Origin of the sequence: Jeotgalibaca arthritidis (genome assembly GCF_011100465.1) — a bacterium.
GTDB classification, from domain to species: Bacteria; Bacillota; Bacilli; order Lactobacillales; family Aerococcaceae; genus Jeotgalibaca; species Jeotgalibaca arthritidis.
Genome location: NZ_CP049740.1, coordinates 362,851 through 383,256, shown reverse-complemented (window position 1 = coordinate 383,256; position 20,406 = coordinate 362,851). Strand labels below are relative to the sequence as shown.

Below are 20,406 nucleotides of genomic sequence, written 5' to 3'. Positions count from 1 at the left end.
AGGAGGACACTATGGAAAAGGTATATATTGTGGGAGCGAAACGAACACCGATTGGGTCTTTTTTAGGCTCTTTGAAAGATGTTTCAGCAGGTGATTTAGGAAGTGTAGCAATTAAGGCTGCTTTAGAAGAGAGTAACGTTCACTTAAATGATGTTGATGAAGTGCTGATGGGGAATGTATTATCGGCTGGGCAAGGACAAGGCATCGCGAGACAAACTGCCATTAAAGCTGGATTAGGAGTCAGAGTTCCAGCAACTGGATTAAATATTGCTTGTGGGAGTGGCATGAAAGCAGTTATGAATGCTGTTCAGGCCATTCGAGCGGAAGACGCTCATGTGATTGTTGCAGGTGGTGTTGAATCTATGAGTCAAACGCCTCATCTCATTCCGGGACGCAACCGTAGCGGTCATAAAATGGGTAGTTTTGAAGTAGTCGACCATATGTTGCACGATGGACTAACAGATGCCTTCGAAGGTTATCATATGGGTGTTACTGCTGAGAATATCGTTGAAAAATACCAAATTACAAGAGAAGAACAAGATCAATTTGCCTTTGAATCGCAACAAAAAGCAATTGCAGCTATGGATGCTGGAAAATTTAAAGCAGAAATAGCAGCCGTTGAAGTGACCAATAGAAAGGGGACAGTTGTTGTCGATCAAGATGAGTATCCAAACCGCCAAACTAATTTGGATAAACTGGCACAATTACGCCCTGCATTTAAAAAGGGTGGTAGTGTAACTGCCGGAAATGCTTCTGGTATTAATGATGGTGCCAGCGCAACTGTTGTGGTGAGCGAGAGCTACTTGAAAAATCACAATCTTCAACCATTAGTTGAAATTGTTGCAGTAGCACAAGCCGGTGTTGACCCATCAGTTATGGGATTAGGTCCAACACCAGCCGTTGAAAAAGTATTGGAAAAAGCACAATTAACATTGGCTGATGTTGATGTGATTGAATTAAACGAAGCCTTTTCTTCTCAAGCTTTAGGTGTGATTCATGAATTATCAGAACGCTGTACGATTGATAAAACAGAGCTTATGGCTAAAACAAATTTAAATGGTGGAGCCATTGCCCTGGGTCATCCAATTGGAGCAAGTGGCAACCGAATTATTGTGACTTTGATCCATTTGATGAAAGAAAAAAAAGCTAAATACGGTTTAGCAACGCTCTGTATCGGTGGCGGAATGGGAACCGCAATTATTCTTAAAAACCCAACCATTGACTAATAATAAAAAAGATGTTGACTTTTTAATGTTAATCTAATATGATTCTAATTAATAGCAGAATAGAAGAGTCGCGATGACGAGATAAGTAAATAAGAATGTTTAGGTAGAGAGCTTGTGGTTGGTGAAAACAAGTTAAACGGCATTATTGAAAATGGTCTCTGAGCAAAAGTAATTTGAGCCAATGGTTAGAGTTACTCGGGAACTCCCGTTACAGAGGACGAGTATTATCTATTTTTGAGACGTACTCTGTGAGGTTATGTCAGTGATGGCATGACGCATAAAGGTGGTACCGTGATTAAAGCTTTCACCCTTTACGTTTTTTCAAGACGTGGAGGATGGAAGCTTTTTTTATATAAACAGATAACGGGAGGAATATATGATGACAAAGGATTACAGATTTGAAACAAAAGCAATTCATTCAGGTTTAGAAATTGATCAAACAGGAGCACGCGCACTTCCAATTTACCAAACGACGTCATTTGTTTTTGAGGATACACAAGATGGAGCCGATAAATTTGCACTAGCTAAAGGTGGAAATATTTATACACGTTTAATGAATCCAACAACATCTGCCTTTGAAGCACGGATAACTGAGCTAGAAGGTGGGAGCGCAGGTTTAGCTGTTGCTTCCGGTATGGCTGCTATTACTTACGCTATCCTGACGCTAGCTCATAACGGTGATCATATTGTTTCTACTTCTAGTTTATATGGCGGAACTCATACGTTATTTAAACACACCCTTAAAAATTATGGTGTTGAAGCCAGCATTGTGAGCACTAAAAATACGGATGATGTTGCTGCAGCTATTAAAGAAAATACAAAAGCTATTTTTATTGAAACCATTGGGAACCCAGAAGGTAATGTAGAAGATATTGAAGCTCTAGCAACAATCGCTCATCAGCATGGTATTCCTTTGATTGTTGATAATACTTTTGCGACACCTTATCTATGCCGACCATTTGATTTTGGAGCAGATATTGTTGTCCATTCAGCAACTAAATTTATTGGTGGGCATGGAACCAGTATTGGAGGAGCGATTATTGAGTCCGGTCGCTTTGATTGGAAGCAAAATGATAAATTTAAAGGGTTGAGTGAAGCAGATCCGTCTTATCATGGTATCGTATTTGCAGATACATTTGGGCCAGGGGCATTTGTAACGAAGATTCGAACATCATTATTAAGAGATACTGGCGCATCTATTTCACCGTTTAACTCGTTCCTATTAGCACAAGGATTAGAAACATTAGCATTAAGAATGGAACGTCACGTTGAGAATGCTCAGAAAGTAGCGGAGTTTTTAAACCAGCACGATAAAGTAGAGTGGGTTGACTATGCTGGACTTGAAGATAGCCCTTATTATAACTTGAAAAATAAATACTTACCAAAAGGAGCAGGCGCTGTTTTCACATTTGGTGTGAAAGGTGGTCTGGAGGCAGGTGTTAAGTTTATCGAAGCACTAGAACTGTTTTCATTACTAGCTAATGTGGGTGACGCTAAGTCGTTAGTTGTTCATCCAGCTTCTATGACACACAGTCAATTAACGGAAGAAGAATTAGCGCATGGTGGTGTTAAACCAGAAACGATTCGTATTTCTGTAGGAATCGAGCATATCGATGACATTATTGCTGATTTAGAAAAAGGGCTAGGAGTGATCTAAATGACGCTTATCGTTGCAAAAGGGTTGCCGGCTGCTAGTGAGTTAGCAGGAGAGGGAATTGTATTTGCGGAAGATTTGCCTCGATGTTCAAGCTACTTAAAAATTTTAATTTTAAATTTGATGCCAACGAAAACAGATACCGAACGTCAATTATTACGTTTATTGGGTCAAAGTGGCGTAACTATTCAAGTTGATTTTATCCACTTAACATCTCCGGAAAGTAAAAATGTCAGTAAGGAGCATTTAAGCCGTTATTATACTGATTTTTCAAAAATTAAAGACAAAACGTACGATGGTTTGATTATCACGGGAGCACCAGTAGAACATTTGCCTTTCGAAGACGTTAATTATTATGATGAATTGAAAGAGATTTTGGAGTGGTCTAGAACCCATGTATCTCAGCGTCTATTCATTTGTTGGGCAGCCCAATTTGCTTTGAATCAATTGTTTAAGGTTAATAAGTTATCATTGAATGAGAAGTTGTTTGGTGTGTTTGATTATCATATTAATGATCAAAATCATCCTTATACGAATGGCTTTCAAGCAACCTATTCGGTACCGCAATCTCGTCATACTTCTATAGCGGAAGAGGATATCAGAAAAATAGCAGAGTTAGATTTATTATCTCGCCATCCTAATTTTGGACCAGATATCATCGCGACTAAGGATAAGAATGATTTGTTTGTTTTTGGTCATTTAGAGTATGAATCAGATACCCTGCAAAAAGAATATGAACGAGATTTGTCTAAGGGGGAAGCTATTAAACAACCGAAAAATAGTCAAGTAAAAGGCACTGCCCCTCACCAGCAAGCTTGGAAAAACGCTAGTCAGCTTCTATGGTCTAACTGGATTCAGTATATTTATCAAATGAAATAATAGTGAAGAGTTCTCATCCTTTCGAAATGGAGAAAGGTTGGGAACTCTTTTATCAATTTAGGACGTGGAAATAATAAATGGGAAATGGTATAATTTTGTAATGTTATGTGAAGCATAATAGATATAAAAGAATGGCGAAAGGAGATTACCCAGTGGTAGAGAATGAATCAATTGAATTAAACAAAGAACAAAGCCGGATGGATTATGTAGTCTCTGTGATTGAAAAAGAAAATAATAGACTCTCATATGAATACACTGAAAAACTAGAAAGACAAAAAGAATTATTAAAAGAGTCATCATCCATTAAGATTAATAATAGCTCCAACGAAGCAATGTGGGAATCTTCAGGCGAATTAAGAGAGTTTGAACAAAACTTAACCATTAAAAGTAATGAATTAAATCAAGTTCAAAACCGCCGTGCCGTTTTAACTAAAATGCAAGAAGACCCTTATTTTGGACGAATTGACTACCATAATATTGAAGAAAATGAAGAAGAACAAATTTACGTTGGGATTGGCTCTCTATTTGATGAAGGAGATAATCTCATCGTGGATTGGCGTGCGCCGATATCTGCCCTTTACTATGAAGGTAACGTAGGTGATACCGTTAAATTGCGCTTTGGCGAACATTCAGAAGCTTTCCAAGTTGATTTGAAACGTCAATTCCGTGTTAAGAATGGTCATATTACGGGTATGATTGATACAGATAATGTTATGGGGGATCCTTATTTATTAGAAGTATTAGAATCTAGTTCGTCTAATCAAATGGGACCTGTTATTGCCACTCTTCAAAAAGAACAAAATAGAATTGTCCGGGAATCAACTTCGAAGAATGTCTTGATTCAAGGTGTAGCAGGTTCAGGTAAAACCGTTGTTATGATGCAAAAAATTGCCTATATGTTATATGCCTACCGCAACTTCTTAAAGGCAGAGGATATTTTACTGTTTTCACCTAACCGTATTTTCCAAGCTTATATTTCACAAGTGTTACCATCACTTGGTGAATGGGATGTGGAAGGGAATACCTTCTCGCAATTTATGACGAGACGCTTGCCTTCATTTGACCTCTTATCAGCAGATGTTGGTGGGGCGGCACCATTTAATGCCGTAAAAGGAAGCTTGGAAGCCTATGAAGCTATGCAAAAATATGGTCGCTTACTGAAGAAAAAGCACTTGAGATTCCGTGATATTTTGTTGAATGACGAGGTGCTCATTTCTAAAGAAGAAATTGAATTTTATTATAATACGATTGAGAGTAAAGGCTCACTAGCAGCAAAACTAGAAATATTGAGAGTCCAGCTCTTACAAAAATTAGAAATACTCAAGGAAGAAGCTGTTAATGCAGATTGGGTAGATGAGGAATTGCAACATCTATCAGAATCAAGCATGCATCAGTTTGAGCGCAAAACTCATGATATTACTCGTATGGAAAGCTATATTCGTAAAGAAATTGTAGCCAAAGCCTTTAGAGTGGTTGAGAAAAAAATCAACAATCAAAGTCATATCCGCTTCCTTGCCCAGTATATTCATTTTCTACGTGTGCTACCGCAATTGGTTGATTTATCATCATTTGGTGTAACGAAAGAAGAATGGGAAGAGCACGTTAAACAAGTTGTTGAGACGTTAAGAGACAAAGAGATGTCTATTGAAGATATGACTGCCTATTATGCTTTATTGCTTCAGATGAAAGGAATCATGCAACAGAAATCGTATCAGTACATTTGTATCGATGAGATTCAAGATATTACGCCTTTCCAATTAAAGCTTCTAAAAGAGTTATATCCGCGTGCTAAGTATGTGATGGCAGGTGACTTAAACCAAAACATTTGGCAAAATCGATTAAGTGAACAAGAATTGTCAGCAATTTTTGCTGAAGAAGCGATTGAAAGTCATTTGCTATTAACGAGTTACCGATCAACCGCAGAAATCATGGCGTTCGCTGATCAATTTGCAAGTTTAAGCGAGCGGAAAGCTAAACCCATTCGCTCAAGAGAAAAACCGACTGTTTTCTACGCTGATGAGGATGATTTCTCAGAAGAATTAAGAGAACGAATTTCTGGACGTTTGGCAAGAGGAGAGCGAGTAGCACTCTTAGCGCCAACTGTTAAAGCAGCTCAGCAATTTGAAGCAGTTGTTCAGAATTGGGAATTAGATTTCCAAACCATTTACGATGAAGATGATTTCTTAAGCAAGTCATTAATTTTGATGCCGATTAGCTTAGCGAAAGGCTTGGAGTTTGATGTTGCTGTGGGAATTGGCACGGCTGATAGTTTAGCTGATTTATCTAAAGAGAGTTATCACCAAATTTGGTATACAATCTTTAGTCGTGCGATGCATGAATTATATGTCGTTGTGTCCAATGACCAATCACCATTATTAGATGGTATCGATGAATCAACTTATCAAGTGAATTAGCAAATCGAGGCTGAGAATTTTCTCAGCCTTTTCTTTTTTTAAAAAAAAGAGATTCAGGTCGAAAATTGAGACTGTATCTTAGATTAAGGACTCAAAATGTAAGATACAACCCATCTGTTAGGACCTGTATCTTACATTTAGCAGATGAAATGCAAGATACAACCCATCTGTTAGGACCTGTATCTTACATTTAGCAGATGAAATGCAAGATACAGGTGATAAAGTGAAGCTGTATCTTACACTTAAAGCAAAAAGATGCGTCGAGAACTGGTCTCGACGCATCTTTTTATAGCTGAAATTTACTTTTAAAAATAGGTCCAATGGTTCGATATAAAATAATAGCAGTAACGGCGCCAACTATGCCTTGCAAGAGGTTCATTGGGAAAGCAGCAATGGCTGCAGCCAAACCATATAAAAACCAATCTGTTAATAAATAGCCGACAGGCATCCAAATAACAGGGATAATGAGCGAAATAGATAGCTTTTTAGTTTTACTGTATAGCCAGCCAGCTAATAATCCTTCCAGACCTTTAACAACAAAGGTGAAAGGCATATACATGGCATAGCCAGCAATCATATCAGCTAAGGCACTACCAATACTGCCCACCCAAAAGCCAGCAGCAGGCCCCATAACAAGAGCAGCTAACAAGACAACGGCGTCGCCAATATTCAAATAACCTTGTCCATAAGGGATAGGGAAGTGAAACAACAAGGTCATTACAACAGTCAAAGAAGCAAAGAGAGCAAATAAAACAATTCGATGCGTCCGTTTATTGTTTTGATCCATCAAACCAACCACCTTTATTAATTTTTAACTATTATAGCATTCTTTATGAAAAAGACATTGAATAGTTTCATTTCTTCAAAAATAAGAAGCAGATGATAAAAACATTTGGTACAATGAAAACTATATAATATTTAGTGAGATAAAAAGGCGGGATAAAACAGATGCATCAACCAAAAGTACTTGTTATACAAGATATATCCGCCAGTTGTCGGATTTCTTTAAATGTCGCCGTTCCTGTTTTGAGCTGTTTGAATAATGGTGTTAGTGTTTTACCAACTGCCTTATTAAGTACGCACACTGGGATTGGTTTTACAGATTTTACTTATTTAAACCTGACTTCTGAAATAAAAAAAATTCTCCACCATTGGAAAACACTTGGGTTAAAATTTGATGGTCTATTAATCGGCTATTTGGGGTCTATTGAACAGATCGAATTGGTTCGTTATATTATCCGTGAATTTTTAACAGATGATGCCTTATCAGTATTAGATCCAGTTCTAGGCGATCATGGGTTTTTATATCCAGGATTTGATGATGATTACGTCAATCAGATGAGGATTTTATGTAGGGATGTTTCGGTCGTTATTCCGAATATGACAGAAATGAGCTTATTATTAGATGAAAGCTACCACCCAGGACCTTACACAGAAGCAGATATTAAAGCGCAATTGCGTAAACTAACGGCTCTTAATCAAGGGACGGTTGTTTTGACAGGAGTACGTTACGACGATGAAAAAATTGGTGCAGCTAGCTACCGTTATCAAACAGATGGCTATGCGTATGCAGCAGGCCCTTATTATCCGGGACACTTTGACGGGACAGGGGATTTATTTTCAAGTGTCATAGCGGGCTTTTTATTTCAGAAAAAGCCACTTGCTTTAGCTACAAAAACCGCTGTTGATTATGTAGGACGGGTCATTGTCAGAACCCTGGAAAGTGATAATGATTTAAAATATGGCGTACAGTTTGAAACAGATTTACCGTATTTAATCCAGCAGTTATATCAAGACAGGGAATAGGAGATGATGGTAAGTGGATTCAAGCGTTGTTTTGAATCAAATGGTCATGTTGATGTTAATTGTGGTCGTTGGGTATATCACTGCTAAAAGTGGTGTGTTATCAAAAATGGCCAATCTTAATTTCGCTGGCTTAATTAACTATGTAACGGTGCCAGCTCTTATTTTGTCATCTACATCAGCTGCAGGCCAAGTCGGAACGAAATGGGACAGTATCTTTGTATTAATTATGGCTGTCTTATCCTATGTCTTCTTTATTGGGCTGGCCTTTTTAACACCTAAGTTATTTCGAGTTCAAGCAGACCAAGCGGGAATTCTTCAATTCCTAACGGTATTTGCTAACAATGGCTTTATGGGCTTTCCAGTTGTTCAAGCCATATTTGGAACTGGTGCCTTATTTTATGCCTCTATTTATAATATTCCAAATAACTTATTGGTCTATTCAATCGGTATTTATATGATTAGCAAGGGGCAGAAGTCGAGTCAAATCGATTGGCGGACCATTCTGATGAATCCAGCTACGATAGCGTCTTTTTTAGCCTTATTCTTTTTCTTTTTTGACATTGAGCTGCCATCAGTCATTGCTCAAACAGCGACCAGTATAGGTGGGATTACATCACCATTGGCTATGTTTATAATTGGTTCTTCAATGGCAGATATTGATTTAGTGGTGGCAGCCAAAAATGTGAAATTGTATGCCTTTGCTGCCTTTCGAATGTTACTGGTGCCATTGTTTCTTTGGCTACTACTAAGTCCGCTTATTTCAAACCCGATTATTTTAGGTATTTTAATTATTATTGCTGCTATGCCAGGTCCGACAATGGCTGTGACCTTATCAACCCAATATGGCGGGCAGACAGCTTTTGCGACATCTTATGTTTTTATTTCGACAGTGTTTTCGGTAATTACTATTCCACTGATTAGCTTGTTATTTTAGGAGGAAATCATGATACGAACAGTTGGTATTGTCGGTTTAGGTGCCTTAGGGATGCTATATGCTGACCACTTTTCTAAGCATATGGCTGAAAAAGACATCAAAATCATTGTTAACAAAGAACGAAAAGAACGTTATGAATCGCGTCCACTGACCATTAATGGAAAAGAAACCAATTTTAACTATGTTTTAGAAGATGGCGCTGACGCAGCCGTTGACCTTATTTTATTTTGTGTCAAAGGCAATCAACTCGCTGATAGTCTTGAAACAGCTAAACATTACATTGGGCCACAAACCACTATTTTGTCAGTTTTAAATGGCATCTCAAGTGAAGAGGAGATTGCCAAGCGCTATCCAGCTAGTCAAATCATTCACTGCGTGGCGCAAGGGATGGATGCGGTTCGAGAAGAGCAGAATCTGTTTTATGAACGTAAGGGCGAATTGCGAATCGGTATTGATGATCCAGCTAAACAAAGTCGACTAGCTGACTTGGAAGCATTCTTTCAAAAAACAGCCTTTCCTTATACGATTGAAACGGACATCGTTCACCGCATTTGGAAGAAGTTTATGCTGAATGTTGGTGTGAATCAAGTTGTGATGTTAACGGAAGGGGTTTATGCTGATGCGCAAGAAGATGGCGAGACAAGGGATTTAATGATTGCTGCCATGAAAGAGGTCATTCAGCTCGCTCAAGCAGAAGGCATTCATTTAAACGATACAGACTTGGAAGACAATCTTAAGTTATTGGCTACTTTATCACCTAAAAATATGCCATCGATGCGTCAAGATGGTTTAGCAAAACGACCATCAGAGGTTGAGTTGTTTGCTGGAACGGTTATTGAGAAGGCTAAAAAACATCAACTGGCTGTGCCTACTAATATGTATCTTTATGGTAAAATAAAAGAAATTGAATCACATTATTCACTTTAATATAGAGGAGACACTGATATGCAAACACAAGAAATGAAAAGTCGTGACCAAGTAGAAGAAGCCTTAACATGGGACTTAACTGCGTTATTTGAAACCAAAGAAGCCTTTGAAGAAGCTGTCGTGAACTTAAAAGAAATGGTTGCACAATTTGAAACAAATTATGCAGGCAAATTATCAGATAAAGAAACCTTATTAGCAGCTTTAAATGATTATGGTGCTATTTTAGAATTACATTCTTTAGCTAATCAATATGCCTTTTTACCAGAAACAACTGATTTAACAAATCCTGAAAATACGCAATTATCCCGTAAAATGGGGATGACATCTGCTGAATTGTCAGCAAAACTATCATTCTTCCAATCTGAATTGTCTGAAATTTCGGATGATCAGTTAGATGCAGTTGCTGAAGAAAAACCGGAATATGCATCATTTATTCGTCTAACTAAAGCAAACAAACACATTCAACTTGATCCAGCAGTTGAAAAAGCCTTAGCACAATTATCACCAACACTACATGCCCCTGCTGATATTTATGAGCAAGCACGTTTAGCAGATATGGACTTTGGTACGTTTGAAGTTGATGGTGAGACGTATCCATTAAGCTTTGTTCTATACGAAGATTACTATATGTATCATACTGATACGGCGATTAGACGTGCTGCCTTTGATAAATTCTCAGCCGTTCTTAAACAATATGAAAATGTGGTAGCAGCTGCTTACTACACAAAACTTCAAACAGAAAAAACAATTGCGACTATGCGCGGTTTTGACTCTATTTTTGATTATTTATTGTATGACCAAGAAGTGGACCGCGACCTTTATAATCGCCAAATCGATACGATTATGTCTGATTTAGCGCCTGTTATGCAAAAATACATCACACATTTAAAAGATGTTCAAGGATTAGATAAAGTCACTTATGCTGATTTAAAAATTGACTTAGACCCAGATTATTCACCAGAAGTAACGGTTGAAGAATCGAAAAAAATGGTTGAAGAAGCTATCTCTGTATTAGGGAAAGATTACACCGACATGATTATGAAATCTTATCCAGAGCGCTGGATGGATTTTGCTCAAAATAAAGGGAAATCAACAGGTGGATTCTGTAGCACGTCACTAGGTGAAAAAGCCCATCCTTATATTTTAATGTCTTGGACTAACCATCTAAGTAATGTTTATACATTGATTCATGAACTAGGTCATGCAGGACAAGGGATTCTTTCGAATAAACATAACTCACTATTAGACGAGGGACCGTCATTGTATTTAATTGAAGCACCTTCAACATTCAATGAATTATTACTAACAGCTTCTTTAACTGCTAAAACAGATGATCCACGTATGGAGCGCTTTGCCTTAACGAAGATGCTGACAGATACTTACTTCCATAACTTCGTGACTCACTTGTTGGAAGCTGCTTATCAACGTGAAGTGTACCAACTCATTGATGATGGTATGAGTTTCGACGCTCAAAAATTAAGTGATATTAAACGTAACGTTCTTGAAGCCTTCTGGGGAGATGCTGTAGAAATCAATGAAGGGGCAGAATTAACTTGGATGCGTCAGATTCACTACTACATGGGCTTGTATTCTTACACTTACTCTGCTGGTTTAACCATTGCCACACAAGCTTTCTTGAAAGTGAAAGAAGAAGGGCAAGCAGCAGTAGATCGCTGGTTAGACTTCCTAACAACTGGTGGTCGCTATATTCCAGTAGAGGCAGCTAAAGTGGCTGGTGTAGATATTACAACGGACCAACCATTGAAAGATACCATTCAATATTTGGATGATGCTGTGGAGCGAATGATGGTTTTAACCGCAGAACTAGAAAAATAAAAGTTGACAGATAATGATAAATCACTTATTATAAGTCATTAATAAGTGACTTATCGAAAATGAATGAGAAAAATATGAGAAAGACTATTGACATTTCTTATCCCATTCAATAAAATACAGTCAGATTAAAAAACTAAATATAAAATAATCAATCATAAAGAGAGTAGATAAGAACCATTTCTCAAAGCGAGATAGGGCAGAGTGTAAGCCTATCAGAAAATTCTTGTTGAACCGCACTTTATGGATGAAAAAGTGAAACTAGTAGCTTTTTCCGCAAATCATGCGTTACTAAAATGAGGTGGATGTGTCTTTGAGCACGTCAACTAGAGTGGTACCGCGGAATCAATGAACTTTGACCCGTCTCTTGCATATTATAGAATATATGTAGGGGACGGTTTTTTTGTACCTACAATGAAAAAAAGGAGTTTTAATTATGTCGATCGATTTCTTTAGTGCGTATTTGCCGCTCTATTTTAAAGGAGCAGGTTATACCATTGCACTATCTTTTATCGCAATTTTTATGGGAGTTTTATTTGGGTCATTGCTAGCAGTCATGAAAATGTCGAAAAACCCACTTGCTCGTATACCAGCGCAAGCTTATATTCAAATTGTTCGAGGCACACCATTGCTCGTTCAACTCTTTATTATTTATTATGGCCTTTACGTGATTAATATCCAGCTGCCAGACTTTATGTCCGGTGTGATTACCATCGCCTTAAACTCAGCAGCCTACATCGCTGAAATTATCCGTGCGGGTATTCAAGCGGTAGATAAAGGCCAGATGGAAGCAGCACGCTCTATCGGAATGAATCAAAACCTAGCCATGCGTCAAATTATTTATCCGCAAGCCTTGAAAAATATCTTACCTGCTTTGGGGAACGAATTTGTTACGTTGATGAAAGAATCAGCAATCATTTCAGTCGTTGGTATGCGTGACTTGATGTTTAATGCGCAAGTAGTGGCGGGTGCAACTTATATGCCATTTATGCCTTACGTTATCGCTGCTGCATTCTATTTTGTCTTAACATCGATTGCAAGTAAGCTAGTTGAACTATTTGAAAGAAGGTTGAAACAAAGTGATTAAAACAAATAACTTAAAAAAATCATTTGGTGAGAAGGAAGTTCTAAAAGGTATCAATGAAGAAATTAAAGAAGGCGAAGTAGTCGTTGTCATTGGTCCTTCTGGTTCTGGTAAAAGTACCTTTCTTCGCTGCTTGAATCTTCTGGAAGAACCAACATCAGGAGAGGTACTCTTTGATAACCAAGTGATTAATCAAAAGGGTGTTAATATTGATGAAGTGAGAACAAAGATGGGAATGGTTTTTCAAAACTTCAATCTGTTCCCTCATTTGACTGTATTGCAAAATATTACCATTGGTCCACTTCAAATTAATAAAGTATCAAAAGGAGAAGCACATCAAATTGCAACAGACTTACTTCAAAGTATGGGACTTGCGGATAAAGCGGAAGCTTATCCTAACTCATTATCAGGTGGTCAAAAACAACGGATAGCTATTGCACGTGCCTTAGCTATGCAACCGAAAATGATGTTGTTTGATGAACCAACGTCAGCGCTTGATCCTGAAATGGTTGGCGAAGTATTACAGGTTATGAAAAACTTAGCAACGAATGGCATGACCATGGTTGTTGTGACACATGAAATGGGATTTGCTAGAGAAGTGGGCGATCGCATCTTGTTTATGGATGAGGGTTATATTGTTGAACAAGGTACGCCAGAACAACTATTTGATCAACCTCAAAACGAACGTACACAAAATTTCTTATCTAAAGTATTATAAAAAAAGCATTAGGAGGAATGGAAGATGAAAAAGACTTGGCTAAAAGGTGTAATGGGATTAATGAGTATGGCAGCATTAGCTGCATGCGGCGCAAATGAAGGAGCATCTAGTGATTCTTCAGCAAACACATCGAAAGATAAACTAGCACAAATTCAAGATAAAGGTGAGTTAGTGATTGCAACAACAGCTGATTACCCACCATACGAATGGCATTTAGTAAAAAATGGGAAAGACGAAATCGTTGGTTTCGATATTGATATTGCCAATGAGATTGCAACTGAATTAGGTGTTGAGCTTATTGTAAAAGATATGGACTTTGATGGGTTGATTCCAGCTCTTTCAACAGGAAAAGTTGACCTTGTTATTGCAGGAATGAACCCAACCGCTGAACGTGCTGAAAGTGTTGATTTCACAGATATTTATGTGACAACGGAAGATGTTGTCTTAATTAGAAAAGAGGACGGTGAAAAGTACACATCTCCTGAATCATTAGATGACGCAAAATGGGCTACACAAAAATCAACAATCCAAGAAGATTTCTTGAAAGAAGCTTATGCAGATAACTATTTACAATCAGTTGGTAAATGGGGAACAGCAATCCTTTCATTAAATACGGGTAAAGTAGATGCCATCTTGATGGTTGAAACTGTAGCAAACCAATATGCAAAAGAAAATGACAACTTGATGGTTGCTAACCTTGATATTGCTAGTGAGGCAAATGAAGCAGCAATCGCAGTTCAAAAGGGTAACGAAGCGTTCTTAACAACGGTTAATGGCATTTTGAATGACCTACAAGAAGCTGGTAAAGTAGATGAATTAATCTTGAAAAATGTTCAATTGATGGAAGAAAATTCATCTGAAGAATAATAAAAAATGTCGGGAAAATTTCCCGACATTTTTTTATTTGAGTTTTTCATCATAATGAGCGCGTTCGCCACCAACTGACTTTGGACGTGTCCGTGCAGCAGATAAAATAGCACTCCCAATTTTGTTTAATGATAAGCGAACAGGAACAACAACTGGAATCATATGCATTCCTATAAAGGTTTGACCAATATCTAATCCAGCTTTTGCTTCAATAGCTTCTACTAGTACGGGATCTTCCATTCCATTGTAGGCAGCTGTTGCAAAGCTGCCGCCTGCGTGCAGGTGAGGAACAGCATTAACGATGGTATATCGTTCTGCCTTAGCAATTTTCCGATCAATTACTAAAGAACGGTTTAAGTGCTCACAGCATTGGGCAGCTAAAACAAGCTGATGTTGACGTAGCGCTTTTTGAGCTGTTTCAAAAATCAATTCGCCAACTTCCTTACTACCAGCCGTACCAATCTTTTCGCTAATGACTTCACTTGAAGAGCAACCAATGACAACAATGTCCCCATCTTCAAGTTTTGAAACAGCAATGAGTTCTCGAACGGCTTTATCAACTTCATTTCTAATTTTCTCTAACATTCTAAAACTCCTCTACAGTTATTTCTTTCATTATCTAATAAAAAGATAGATTTGTCATTTCTTCTCTCTTATATTTGCCAGTGCCTCCACTATCGCTGCAAAAATAACAAACCCTATGCCAACAATAGGGAAAACTACCCAAGCAGTATCCCAGTTACCATGGAAGAATCCTTGGTAAAGAAAATAAAGGGTCGCCAACGGAAAGACAATGGATGAAATAGTTTCTTGGATTTGATTAGCTTTCACTCGAATAGGCGAATGCTCACCGATGCGGAGTAGTTTTTCATAGCTATCCTTTTGAATGCCAAAGAAGACAAATAAGAAAACACCAACAGCGATAAAACTCAGTAATAGTGAGACACCAATATATGATTCAGGTAAAAACACCAGGCTTAGTAATAGGACAACTGGTCCTAATATACATAAAGCTACACCGAAGGCGATAGCATAAGTAAAGCGTGTTTTAAAAAGATTGTATTCTTTTTTTATTTCAAGATAGTATTGAGGATCCAATTCAAGTTCTTTTTTATCATAGCCAAAGTTAGAGTCTTTCAAGCCAAATATGATAAACAGGGCAACGGCAATGGCGATAATCACTAATAAAACAATAACACCAAGTAAATCAAAAGCAGTTGATGAGAACAACCATTGTGTGAGAGACATCGTTAAAAACATCATTGTGACTGAAATGATACACATAAAAACACCTAATGCGATTGCAAATGCAAATTTTGTTCGATGAACTAAAAAAGCTTCAGCTTCTTGATTTGAAAGAGAAAGGATATTGGGATCAGAATCAAATGATTCATTCTCTTTTTCCAGATTGTATTCCTCAATAATTTCATCAATATTACCAAATTCAGATAATACTGTTCCGATTGCCTCGTTATCGCTAACACCAGCTTCTTTTAAAGCAAGGTATTTATCCTCCATATTAATGAGCATATCTGCTTTGAGCTGGTCCATTTCAGTTGTTCGAGGTAAGTTGATAAAAATGGATTCGATGTAGGCATAAATTGTTTCCATGATAATTCCTCCTTATTAGTCGTGGTGGCCGATGAATTGATCAATCAATTCTTTTGTTGCAGACCATTCCTCTATTTTTTCATCATAAATAGTTTTACCTAGTGGCGTAATCGTATAGTACGTTCTTGGCTTTCCAAATGTCTCTGAAGAAGAGTAGGAACGAATAAGTTCTTTTTTTTCCAGACGAGAAAATGCAGAGTAGAGCGTCGTTTCCTTCATAACATAATTACCTTGAGAAATATCTTTAATCGTACTGGAGATTTGATAACCATAGGAATCGTTCTCGACAAGGATGGATAAAATTAATAGATCGTTAAAGCCTCTCATAATATCACTTGAAATCATTTTATCAACTCCTTTTTACTCCGCCTGTCGTAGTAACTTTACTATAGCACGATTACTACGACAGGTAAAGTAAAATAACTTCTTAATTGATAAAGCGCTTTAATGATAAAATTCTAATCTTATTAAGTTATTGTTCGTGTTTAATCTGTTTACTTTTTGATAATAAGCTTTATAATAGGATTAAATAAACGAAAAACTAAAATAAAACAAAAAAATAAAATTAATGTTCGTAAATAGGAGGAAGTTATGGAAAGCAATGTTGAAGAAATCGTAGGAAACATGCACGAAGCAGCTGTAGAAGTTGAGACAACCGATAACGAGTTATTATACGGGGTAGAAGATAGTCCCGATCTTATTACAACTAGTGTGTTAGGTTTTCAAAATGTTATCACTGCTTTTGGTGGTTTAGTCGCAGTGCCATTAGTGATTGCAGGTATGGCTGGATTTGGTGTAGCAGATACTGCTTATCTGGTTAGTGCAGGGTTGTTAGTATCCGGCATTGTTTCGATTATTCAATCAAAAGGTATTGGTCCGAAAGCTTTCCGTGTCGGTGGAGGTTTACCGACTATTATGGGAACTGACTTTGCTTTCGTAGGACCTGCTGCTTCTGTTATTGCAACAGGTGGTATCGCTGCTTACTTTGGTGGAACGATGATGGCAGCTGTACTTGAAATTGTTATGAGTTATTTTATCAAACCATTGATGAAATTCTTCCCACCTGTTGTAACAGGTTCAGTTATTTCTCTAATGGGGATGACATTGATGTCTGTTGCTATGGATTGGGCAGCTGGTGGAGTTGGTGCTGCTAACTATGGTGCGCCTTTAAATATTATGATTGCTGTTTTTGTTTTCATGATTATTGGTGTTGTTAATCATTACGGTGGTAACAAAATTGCGCCTCTATCTGTTTTAATTGGAGCGGTTGTTGGCTATATCGTATGTATTCCACTTGGTATGGTTGATTTCCAACAAGTTTCTGATGCAGCATGGTTTGCTTTCCCACAATTATTCAAATATGGTATTACCTTTAAATTCGAATATGCACTACCGTTTGTGACAGGTTACTTAGTTACTGTTATCGAAACAGTAGGCGTTATGCAAACACTTGGTCAAGTTACAAAAACAGAATTGAAAGATGAAGATATCGCTGCTGGTGTTCGTGCAGACGGTGTTGGATCATTTATCGGACCAATTTTTGGTTCAGGACCAGCTGCAACATTTAGTCAAAATGCTGGTTTGATTCCAATGACTCGCAATGCTTCTCGTAAAGTTGCTATCGCAGCAGGTGTGATTATGATTTTAATGAGTTTATTCCCTAAATTTGCAACACTTGTTTCAATTATGCCAATGCCTGTATTAGGTGGAGCAGGACTATTGATGTTTGGTAACGTTGCTGCAGCTGGTATTCAATCATTATCTCGTGTTAAATTCAATAACCGTAACATGATCATTGTCGCTGCTTCTCTAGCAGTTGGACTAGGCGTTTCATTCCGACCAGAAGTAACTGTAGGCTTGCCAACATTCCTAAGTGGATTGTTCTCTTCAGGAATTTCAGCAGGAACAATCGTGGCGCTAGTTATGAATATTATTTTAAAAGAAAAAGAAGAAACAGTAACACAAACAGCTTAATATATAAAAGCCCTCACTAGACTATGTGTGATAGTCCAATGAGGGCTTTTTTTGATGGCTAGAGTGAATAAAAATCAAATTTGCTAGTTCTATTCACTTCTACTGATCTAAAAGGTCTTCTAAAACTGCTCGAAAGTGATTTCGGTCGTCTTGAGTAAATGCTTTAGGACCCTTTGTTCGTTTACCGCTTTTCCTAATTTGAGCATTGAGATAACGAGATTCCAATAGTTGATCAATATTTTGGTGCGTATAAAGAAAGCCGTTATGGTGTAGGACAGTTAGCTGTTTTCCCAGTGCTAGAGAAGCGAGGCCGTAATCTTGAGTAACCAAAAGATCACCTTTTTTGGCGAGCGCCATAATCCGATAGTCAGCAGCTTCACGGTCAGAATCAACATAAACAACTTCAACATGTTGAGGAACTTCTTTATTAGAAAAATGAGCAAAGCTCGTCACTAAAATAACGGGCAAGCTACGCTTTTTTGTTTCTTCATAAATAATCGTTTTTACTGGAGAAGCATCTCCATCAATAATTACAGTCATAGTCTACCTCCTTATTTCTTTTATTTTACCAAAGATATGAGAAAAGCGTTGGAAATGATAAAATAAGCTTAAGTTTAAAAAGAAAAACTTGTGTTATTATTTAAAACAACATACTATAATTACGTGGAGTTTTATTAAATGTAGTAGTAAAGGAGATCGCTATGAGAATCGGAATAGATAAGATTGGTTTCTATACACCTCCCATGTACGTTGATATGAATGAATTGGCGGAGGCTCGAGGTGATGAACCAGCAAAATATACAATTGGTATTGGGCAAAGTCAAATGGCTGTTACGCCATTAAGCCAAGATATCGTCTCAATGGCGGCAAATGCTGCTTTCCAAATATTAGAGCAAGACGATTTAGATAAAATTGACTTAGTTATTGTAGGAACAGAGAGTGGCTTCGACGCATCGAAATCTGCTGCTGTATATGTTCATCAATTACTAGGGATTCAGCCTCATGCACGTTCTATTGAAATGAAGCATGCTTGTTATGGTGCGACGGCAGGTATTCAAATGGCTAAGGGGCATATTGCCTTAAATCCTGATCGCAAAGCCTTGGTTATTGCAACTGACATTGCACGTTATGGACTAGCGACTGGTGGTGAAGTGACACAAGGAGCGGGAGCTGTAGCGATGCTAGTTAGCGCTAATCCACGTATCATGAGCTTAGAAAATAATTCAGCATATTTATCAAAAGATATTATGGATTTTTGGCGTCCAACTTATTCAGAATATGCTATGGTTGATGGCCAATATTCCAATGAACAATACATTTCATTTTTCTTAGAAACATGGAATCTATATAAAGAAAAAACAACTATGACGATTGAGGATATTAAGGCATTCTGTTTCCATTTACCTTATACGAAAATGGGGCTAAAAGCGCTGAGAGAAATTTTAGCTGAAGCAGATGAAGATAAGCAAGCGGAGCTGCAAGAGCTGTTCCAACTGAGCACAACATTCAGCCGTAATGTCGGAAATATTTATACAGGGTCACTTTACCTTGGACTGTTATCGTTATTAGAACAAGATAGTCAATTAGCTGAAGGAGATCGTATTGGTTTGTTTAGTTATGGATCAGGTGCGGTTGGAGAATTCTTTACAGCTATTTTAGAAGAAGGCTACAAGTCGCAATTAGCGATTGAAACACATAAAAGTCTGTTCGATAGCCGCCAGCAGATTTCTGTTGCGGATTACGAAACGATTTTCTCACAACAACTGCCACAAGATGGTAGTGAAGTGGTCGTAGAAACCAAAGAAGATCCGTCAAAAATTTGTTTGGCAGGCATTAAAGATCATAAACGTTTCTATTTAGTTAAATAATAAAAAAATCAGTAGCGACCCACTTAATATGTGGTCGCTACTGATTTTTTTAAGCCTGATTTGATCGGTAAAAAGTTATGCCAACTTCTGTATCTTCTACATAAGCACCTTTTTCGGTCGTCAATAGCAATAGAATGAAGTAAAAATCCCCTACGCAAGAAGCCGCATGAAAGGCTGAGAAGAAAATAAAGGCTATACCTTGAAACCAGCCTAGTAGAAAGGCAATGAAAATGAGACTATTAATGATGACAAAAGGTGCCAAAATAATAATGGAAAATTGTCCTTTTGTATAGATTGATTGCGGACTTGTCGCATAAGCCATACCATTTTTAAAGCCAAATTTCACCTTTCCTTCAGGATTAAATAGTTTGAAGAAAAGACCATGGATGAGTTCATGAACAATCACAATCCCGAACATAATGAGAAAACCTTTAAAAGAAGTAGATAAATCAAAATGTTGTTCAAAGGCGCCATTACCTAAAATGAGAGTGGCGATAAAACCAAAGAAGAAAATAAACAGTATCATTAGAATGACACTAGCTACATTTAGCCAAATAATGGTTTTTTTACTTTCTAAAAGATCAATTTCTTTGATAAGGGTCATATCTCTT

19 protein-coding genes and 2 other annotated features are annotated in these 20,406 nt (G+C 37.5%); of the genes, 13 read left to right on the top strand and 6 right to left on the bottom strand.

Annotation, left to right across the window (positions count from 1 at the left end; genetic code table 11):
* Positions 1 to 11 precede the first annotated feature (11 nt).
* The 4 genes from G7057_RS01855 (at position 12) to G7057_RS01840 (ending at position 6,173) form a co-directional block, all read left to right on the top strand.
* Positions 12 to 1,226, top strand: coding sequence for an acetyl-CoA C-acetyltransferase (locus G7057_RS01855; RefSeq protein WP_166160887.1), 1,215 nt, complete (start codon positions 12 to 14; stop codon positions 1,224 to 1,226).
* A 64-nt stretch (positions 1,227 to 1,290) separates the two neighbouring features.
* Positions 1,291 to 1,541 (top strand) — a binding site (T-box leader).
* Positions 1,542 to 1,605: 64 nt separating this feature from the next.
* The gene (locus G7057_RS01850; protein ID WP_166160885.1) at positions 1,606 to 2,883 is read left to right on the top strand and encodes an O-acetylhomoserine aminocarboxypropyltransferase/cysteine synthase family protein; all 1,278 of its coding nucleotides are present in this window, start codon (positions 1,606 to 1,608) and stop codon (positions 2,881 to 2,883) included.
* Positions 2,884 to 3,759, top strand: coding sequence for a homoserine O-succinyltransferase (locus tag G7057_RS01845; protein WP_166160883.1), 876 nt, complete (start codon positions 2,884 to 2,886; stop codon positions 3,757 to 3,759).
* A gap of 152 nt (positions 3,760 to 3,911) precedes the next feature.
* Complete coding sequence (locus G7057_RS01840) at positions 3,912 to 6,173, top strand: HelD family protein (RefSeq protein WP_166160881.1); 2,262 nt, start codon at positions 3,912 to 3,914, stop codon at positions 6,171 to 6,173.
* Positions 6,174 to 6,459: 286 nt separating this feature from the next.
* On the opposite strand, the gene G7057_RS01835 is transcribed toward G7057_RS01840, so the two are convergent.
* Positions 6,460 to 6,960, bottom strand: coding sequence for an ECF transporter S component (locus G7057_RS01835; RefSeq protein WP_166160879.1), 501 nt, complete (start codon positions 6,958 to 6,960; stop codon positions 6,460 to 6,462).
* A 161-nt stretch (positions 6,961 to 7,121) separates the two neighbouring features.
* Between G7057_RS01835 and G7057_RS01830 the strand changes: the two genes are divergently transcribed.
* From G7057_RS01830 to G7057_RS01800, 7 genes are all read left to right on the top strand, one after another.
* Positions 7,122 to 7,979 carry a pyridoxamine kinase gene (locus G7057_RS01830; RefSeq protein WP_166160877.1) on the top strand — a complete coding sequence of 286 codons (858 nt, stop codon included), beginning with the start codon at positions 7,122 to 7,124 and terminating at the stop codon, positions 7,977 to 7,979.
* 13 nt (positions 7,980 to 7,992) lie between these two features.
* On the top strand, positions 7,993 to 8,913 hold the full coding sequence (locus G7057_RS01825; RefSeq protein ID WP_166160875.1) for an AEC family transporter: 921 nt from the start codon (positions 7,993 to 7,995) through the stop codon (positions 8,911 to 8,913).
* 9 nt (positions 8,914 to 8,922) lie between these two features.
* Positions 8,923 to 9,840 carry a ketopantoate reductase family protein gene (locus G7057_RS01820; RefSeq protein WP_166160873.1) on the top strand — a complete coding sequence of 306 codons (918 nt, stop codon included), beginning with the start codon at positions 8,923 to 8,925 and terminating at the stop codon, positions 9,838 to 9,840.
* A gap of 18 nt (positions 9,841 to 9,858) precedes the next feature.
* On the top strand, positions 9,859 to 11,676 hold the full coding sequence (gene pepF, locus G7057_RS01815) for an oligoendopeptidase F (RefSeq protein ID WP_166160871.1): 1,818 nt from the start codon (positions 9,859 to 9,861) through the stop codon (positions 11,674 to 11,676).
* Between the two features lie 142 nt (positions 11,677 to 11,818).
* Positions 11,819 to 12,044: a binding site (T-box leader), on the top strand.
* A gap of 65 nt (positions 12,045 to 12,109) precedes the next feature.
* Positions 12,110 to 12,760, top strand: coding sequence for an amino acid ABC transporter permease (locus tag G7057_RS01810; RefSeq protein ID WP_076765199.1), 651 nt, complete (start codon positions 12,110 to 12,112; stop codon positions 12,758 to 12,760).
* Positions 12,753 to 13,475 carry an amino acid ABC transporter ATP-binding protein gene (locus tag G7057_RS01805; RefSeq protein ID WP_166160869.1) on the top strand — a complete coding sequence of 241 codons (723 nt, stop codon included), beginning with the start codon at positions 12,753 to 12,755 and terminating at the stop codon, positions 13,473 to 13,475. Before G7057_RS01810 ends, G7057_RS01805 begins: the two co-directional genes overlap by 8 nt.
* Positions 13,476 to 13,499: 24 nt before the next feature.
* Positions 13,500 to 14,342: a transporter substrate-binding domain-containing protein gene (locus G7057_RS01800; protein WP_166160867.1), complete on the top strand. Its 843-nt coding sequence runs from the start codon at positions 13,500 to 13,502 to the stop codon at positions 14,340 to 14,342.
* A gap of 33 nt (positions 14,343 to 14,375) precedes the next feature.
* On the opposite strand, the gene G7057_RS01795 is transcribed toward G7057_RS01800, so the two are convergent.
* The 3 genes from G7057_RS01795 to G7057_RS01785 are packed head-to-tail and all read right to left on the bottom strand — an operon-like array spanning position 14,376 to position 16,298.
* The gene (locus G7057_RS01795) at positions 14,376 to 14,927 is read right to left on the bottom strand and encodes a TIGR01440 family protein (protein ID WP_166160865.1); all 552 of its coding nucleotides are present in this window, start codon (positions 14,925 to 14,927) and stop codon (positions 14,376 to 14,378) included.
* Between the two features lie 54 nt (positions 14,928 to 14,981).
* Positions 14,982 to 15,953 carry a permease prefix domain 1-containing protein gene (locus G7057_RS01790; RefSeq protein WP_166160863.1) on the bottom strand — a complete coding sequence of 324 codons (972 nt, stop codon included), beginning with the start codon at positions 15,951 to 15,953 and terminating at the stop codon, positions 14,982 to 14,984.
* 15 nt (positions 15,954 to 15,968) lie between these two features.
* Positions 15,969 to 16,298 carry a PadR family transcriptional regulator gene (locus tag G7057_RS01785; protein WP_166160861.1) on the bottom strand — a complete coding sequence of 110 codons (330 nt, stop codon included), beginning with the start codon at positions 16,296 to 16,298 and terminating at the stop codon, positions 15,969 to 15,971.
* A gap of 246 nt (positions 16,299 to 16,544) precedes the next feature.
* On the opposite strand from G7057_RS01785, the gene G7057_RS01780 reads away from it, so the two are divergent.
* On the top strand, positions 16,545 to 17,927 hold the full coding sequence (locus tag G7057_RS01780) for a uracil-xanthine permease family protein (RefSeq protein WP_227004618.1): 1,383 nt from the start codon (positions 16,545 to 16,547) through the stop codon (positions 17,925 to 17,927).
* Between the two features lie 99 nt (positions 17,928 to 18,026).
* Here the strand turns inward: G7057_RS01780 and G7057_RS01775 are convergent, their stop codons facing one another.
* On the bottom strand, positions 18,027 to 18,467 hold the full coding sequence (locus G7057_RS01775; RefSeq protein WP_166160859.1) for a YaiI/YqxD family protein: 441 nt from the start codon (positions 18,465 to 18,467) through the stop codon (positions 18,027 to 18,029).
* A gap of 161 nt (positions 18,468 to 18,628) precedes the next feature.
* Here G7057_RS01775 and G7057_RS01770 point away from each other — a divergent pair, with 161 nt between their 5' ends.
* The gene (locus tag G7057_RS01770) at positions 18,629 to 19,795 is read left to right on the top strand and encodes a hydroxymethylglutaryl-CoA synthase (RefSeq protein WP_166160857.1); all 1,167 of its coding nucleotides are present in this window, start codon (positions 18,629 to 18,631) and stop codon (positions 19,793 to 19,795) included.
* 49 nt (positions 19,796 to 19,844) lie between these two features.
* Here the strand turns inward: G7057_RS01770 and G7057_RS01765 are convergent, their stop codons facing one another.
* Positions 19,845 to 20,399, bottom strand: coding sequence for a DUF3267 domain-containing protein (locus tag G7057_RS01765; protein WP_166160855.1), 555 nt, complete (start codon positions 20,397 to 20,399; stop codon positions 19,845 to 19,847).
* Positions 20,400 to 20,406 lie beyond the last annotated feature (7 nt).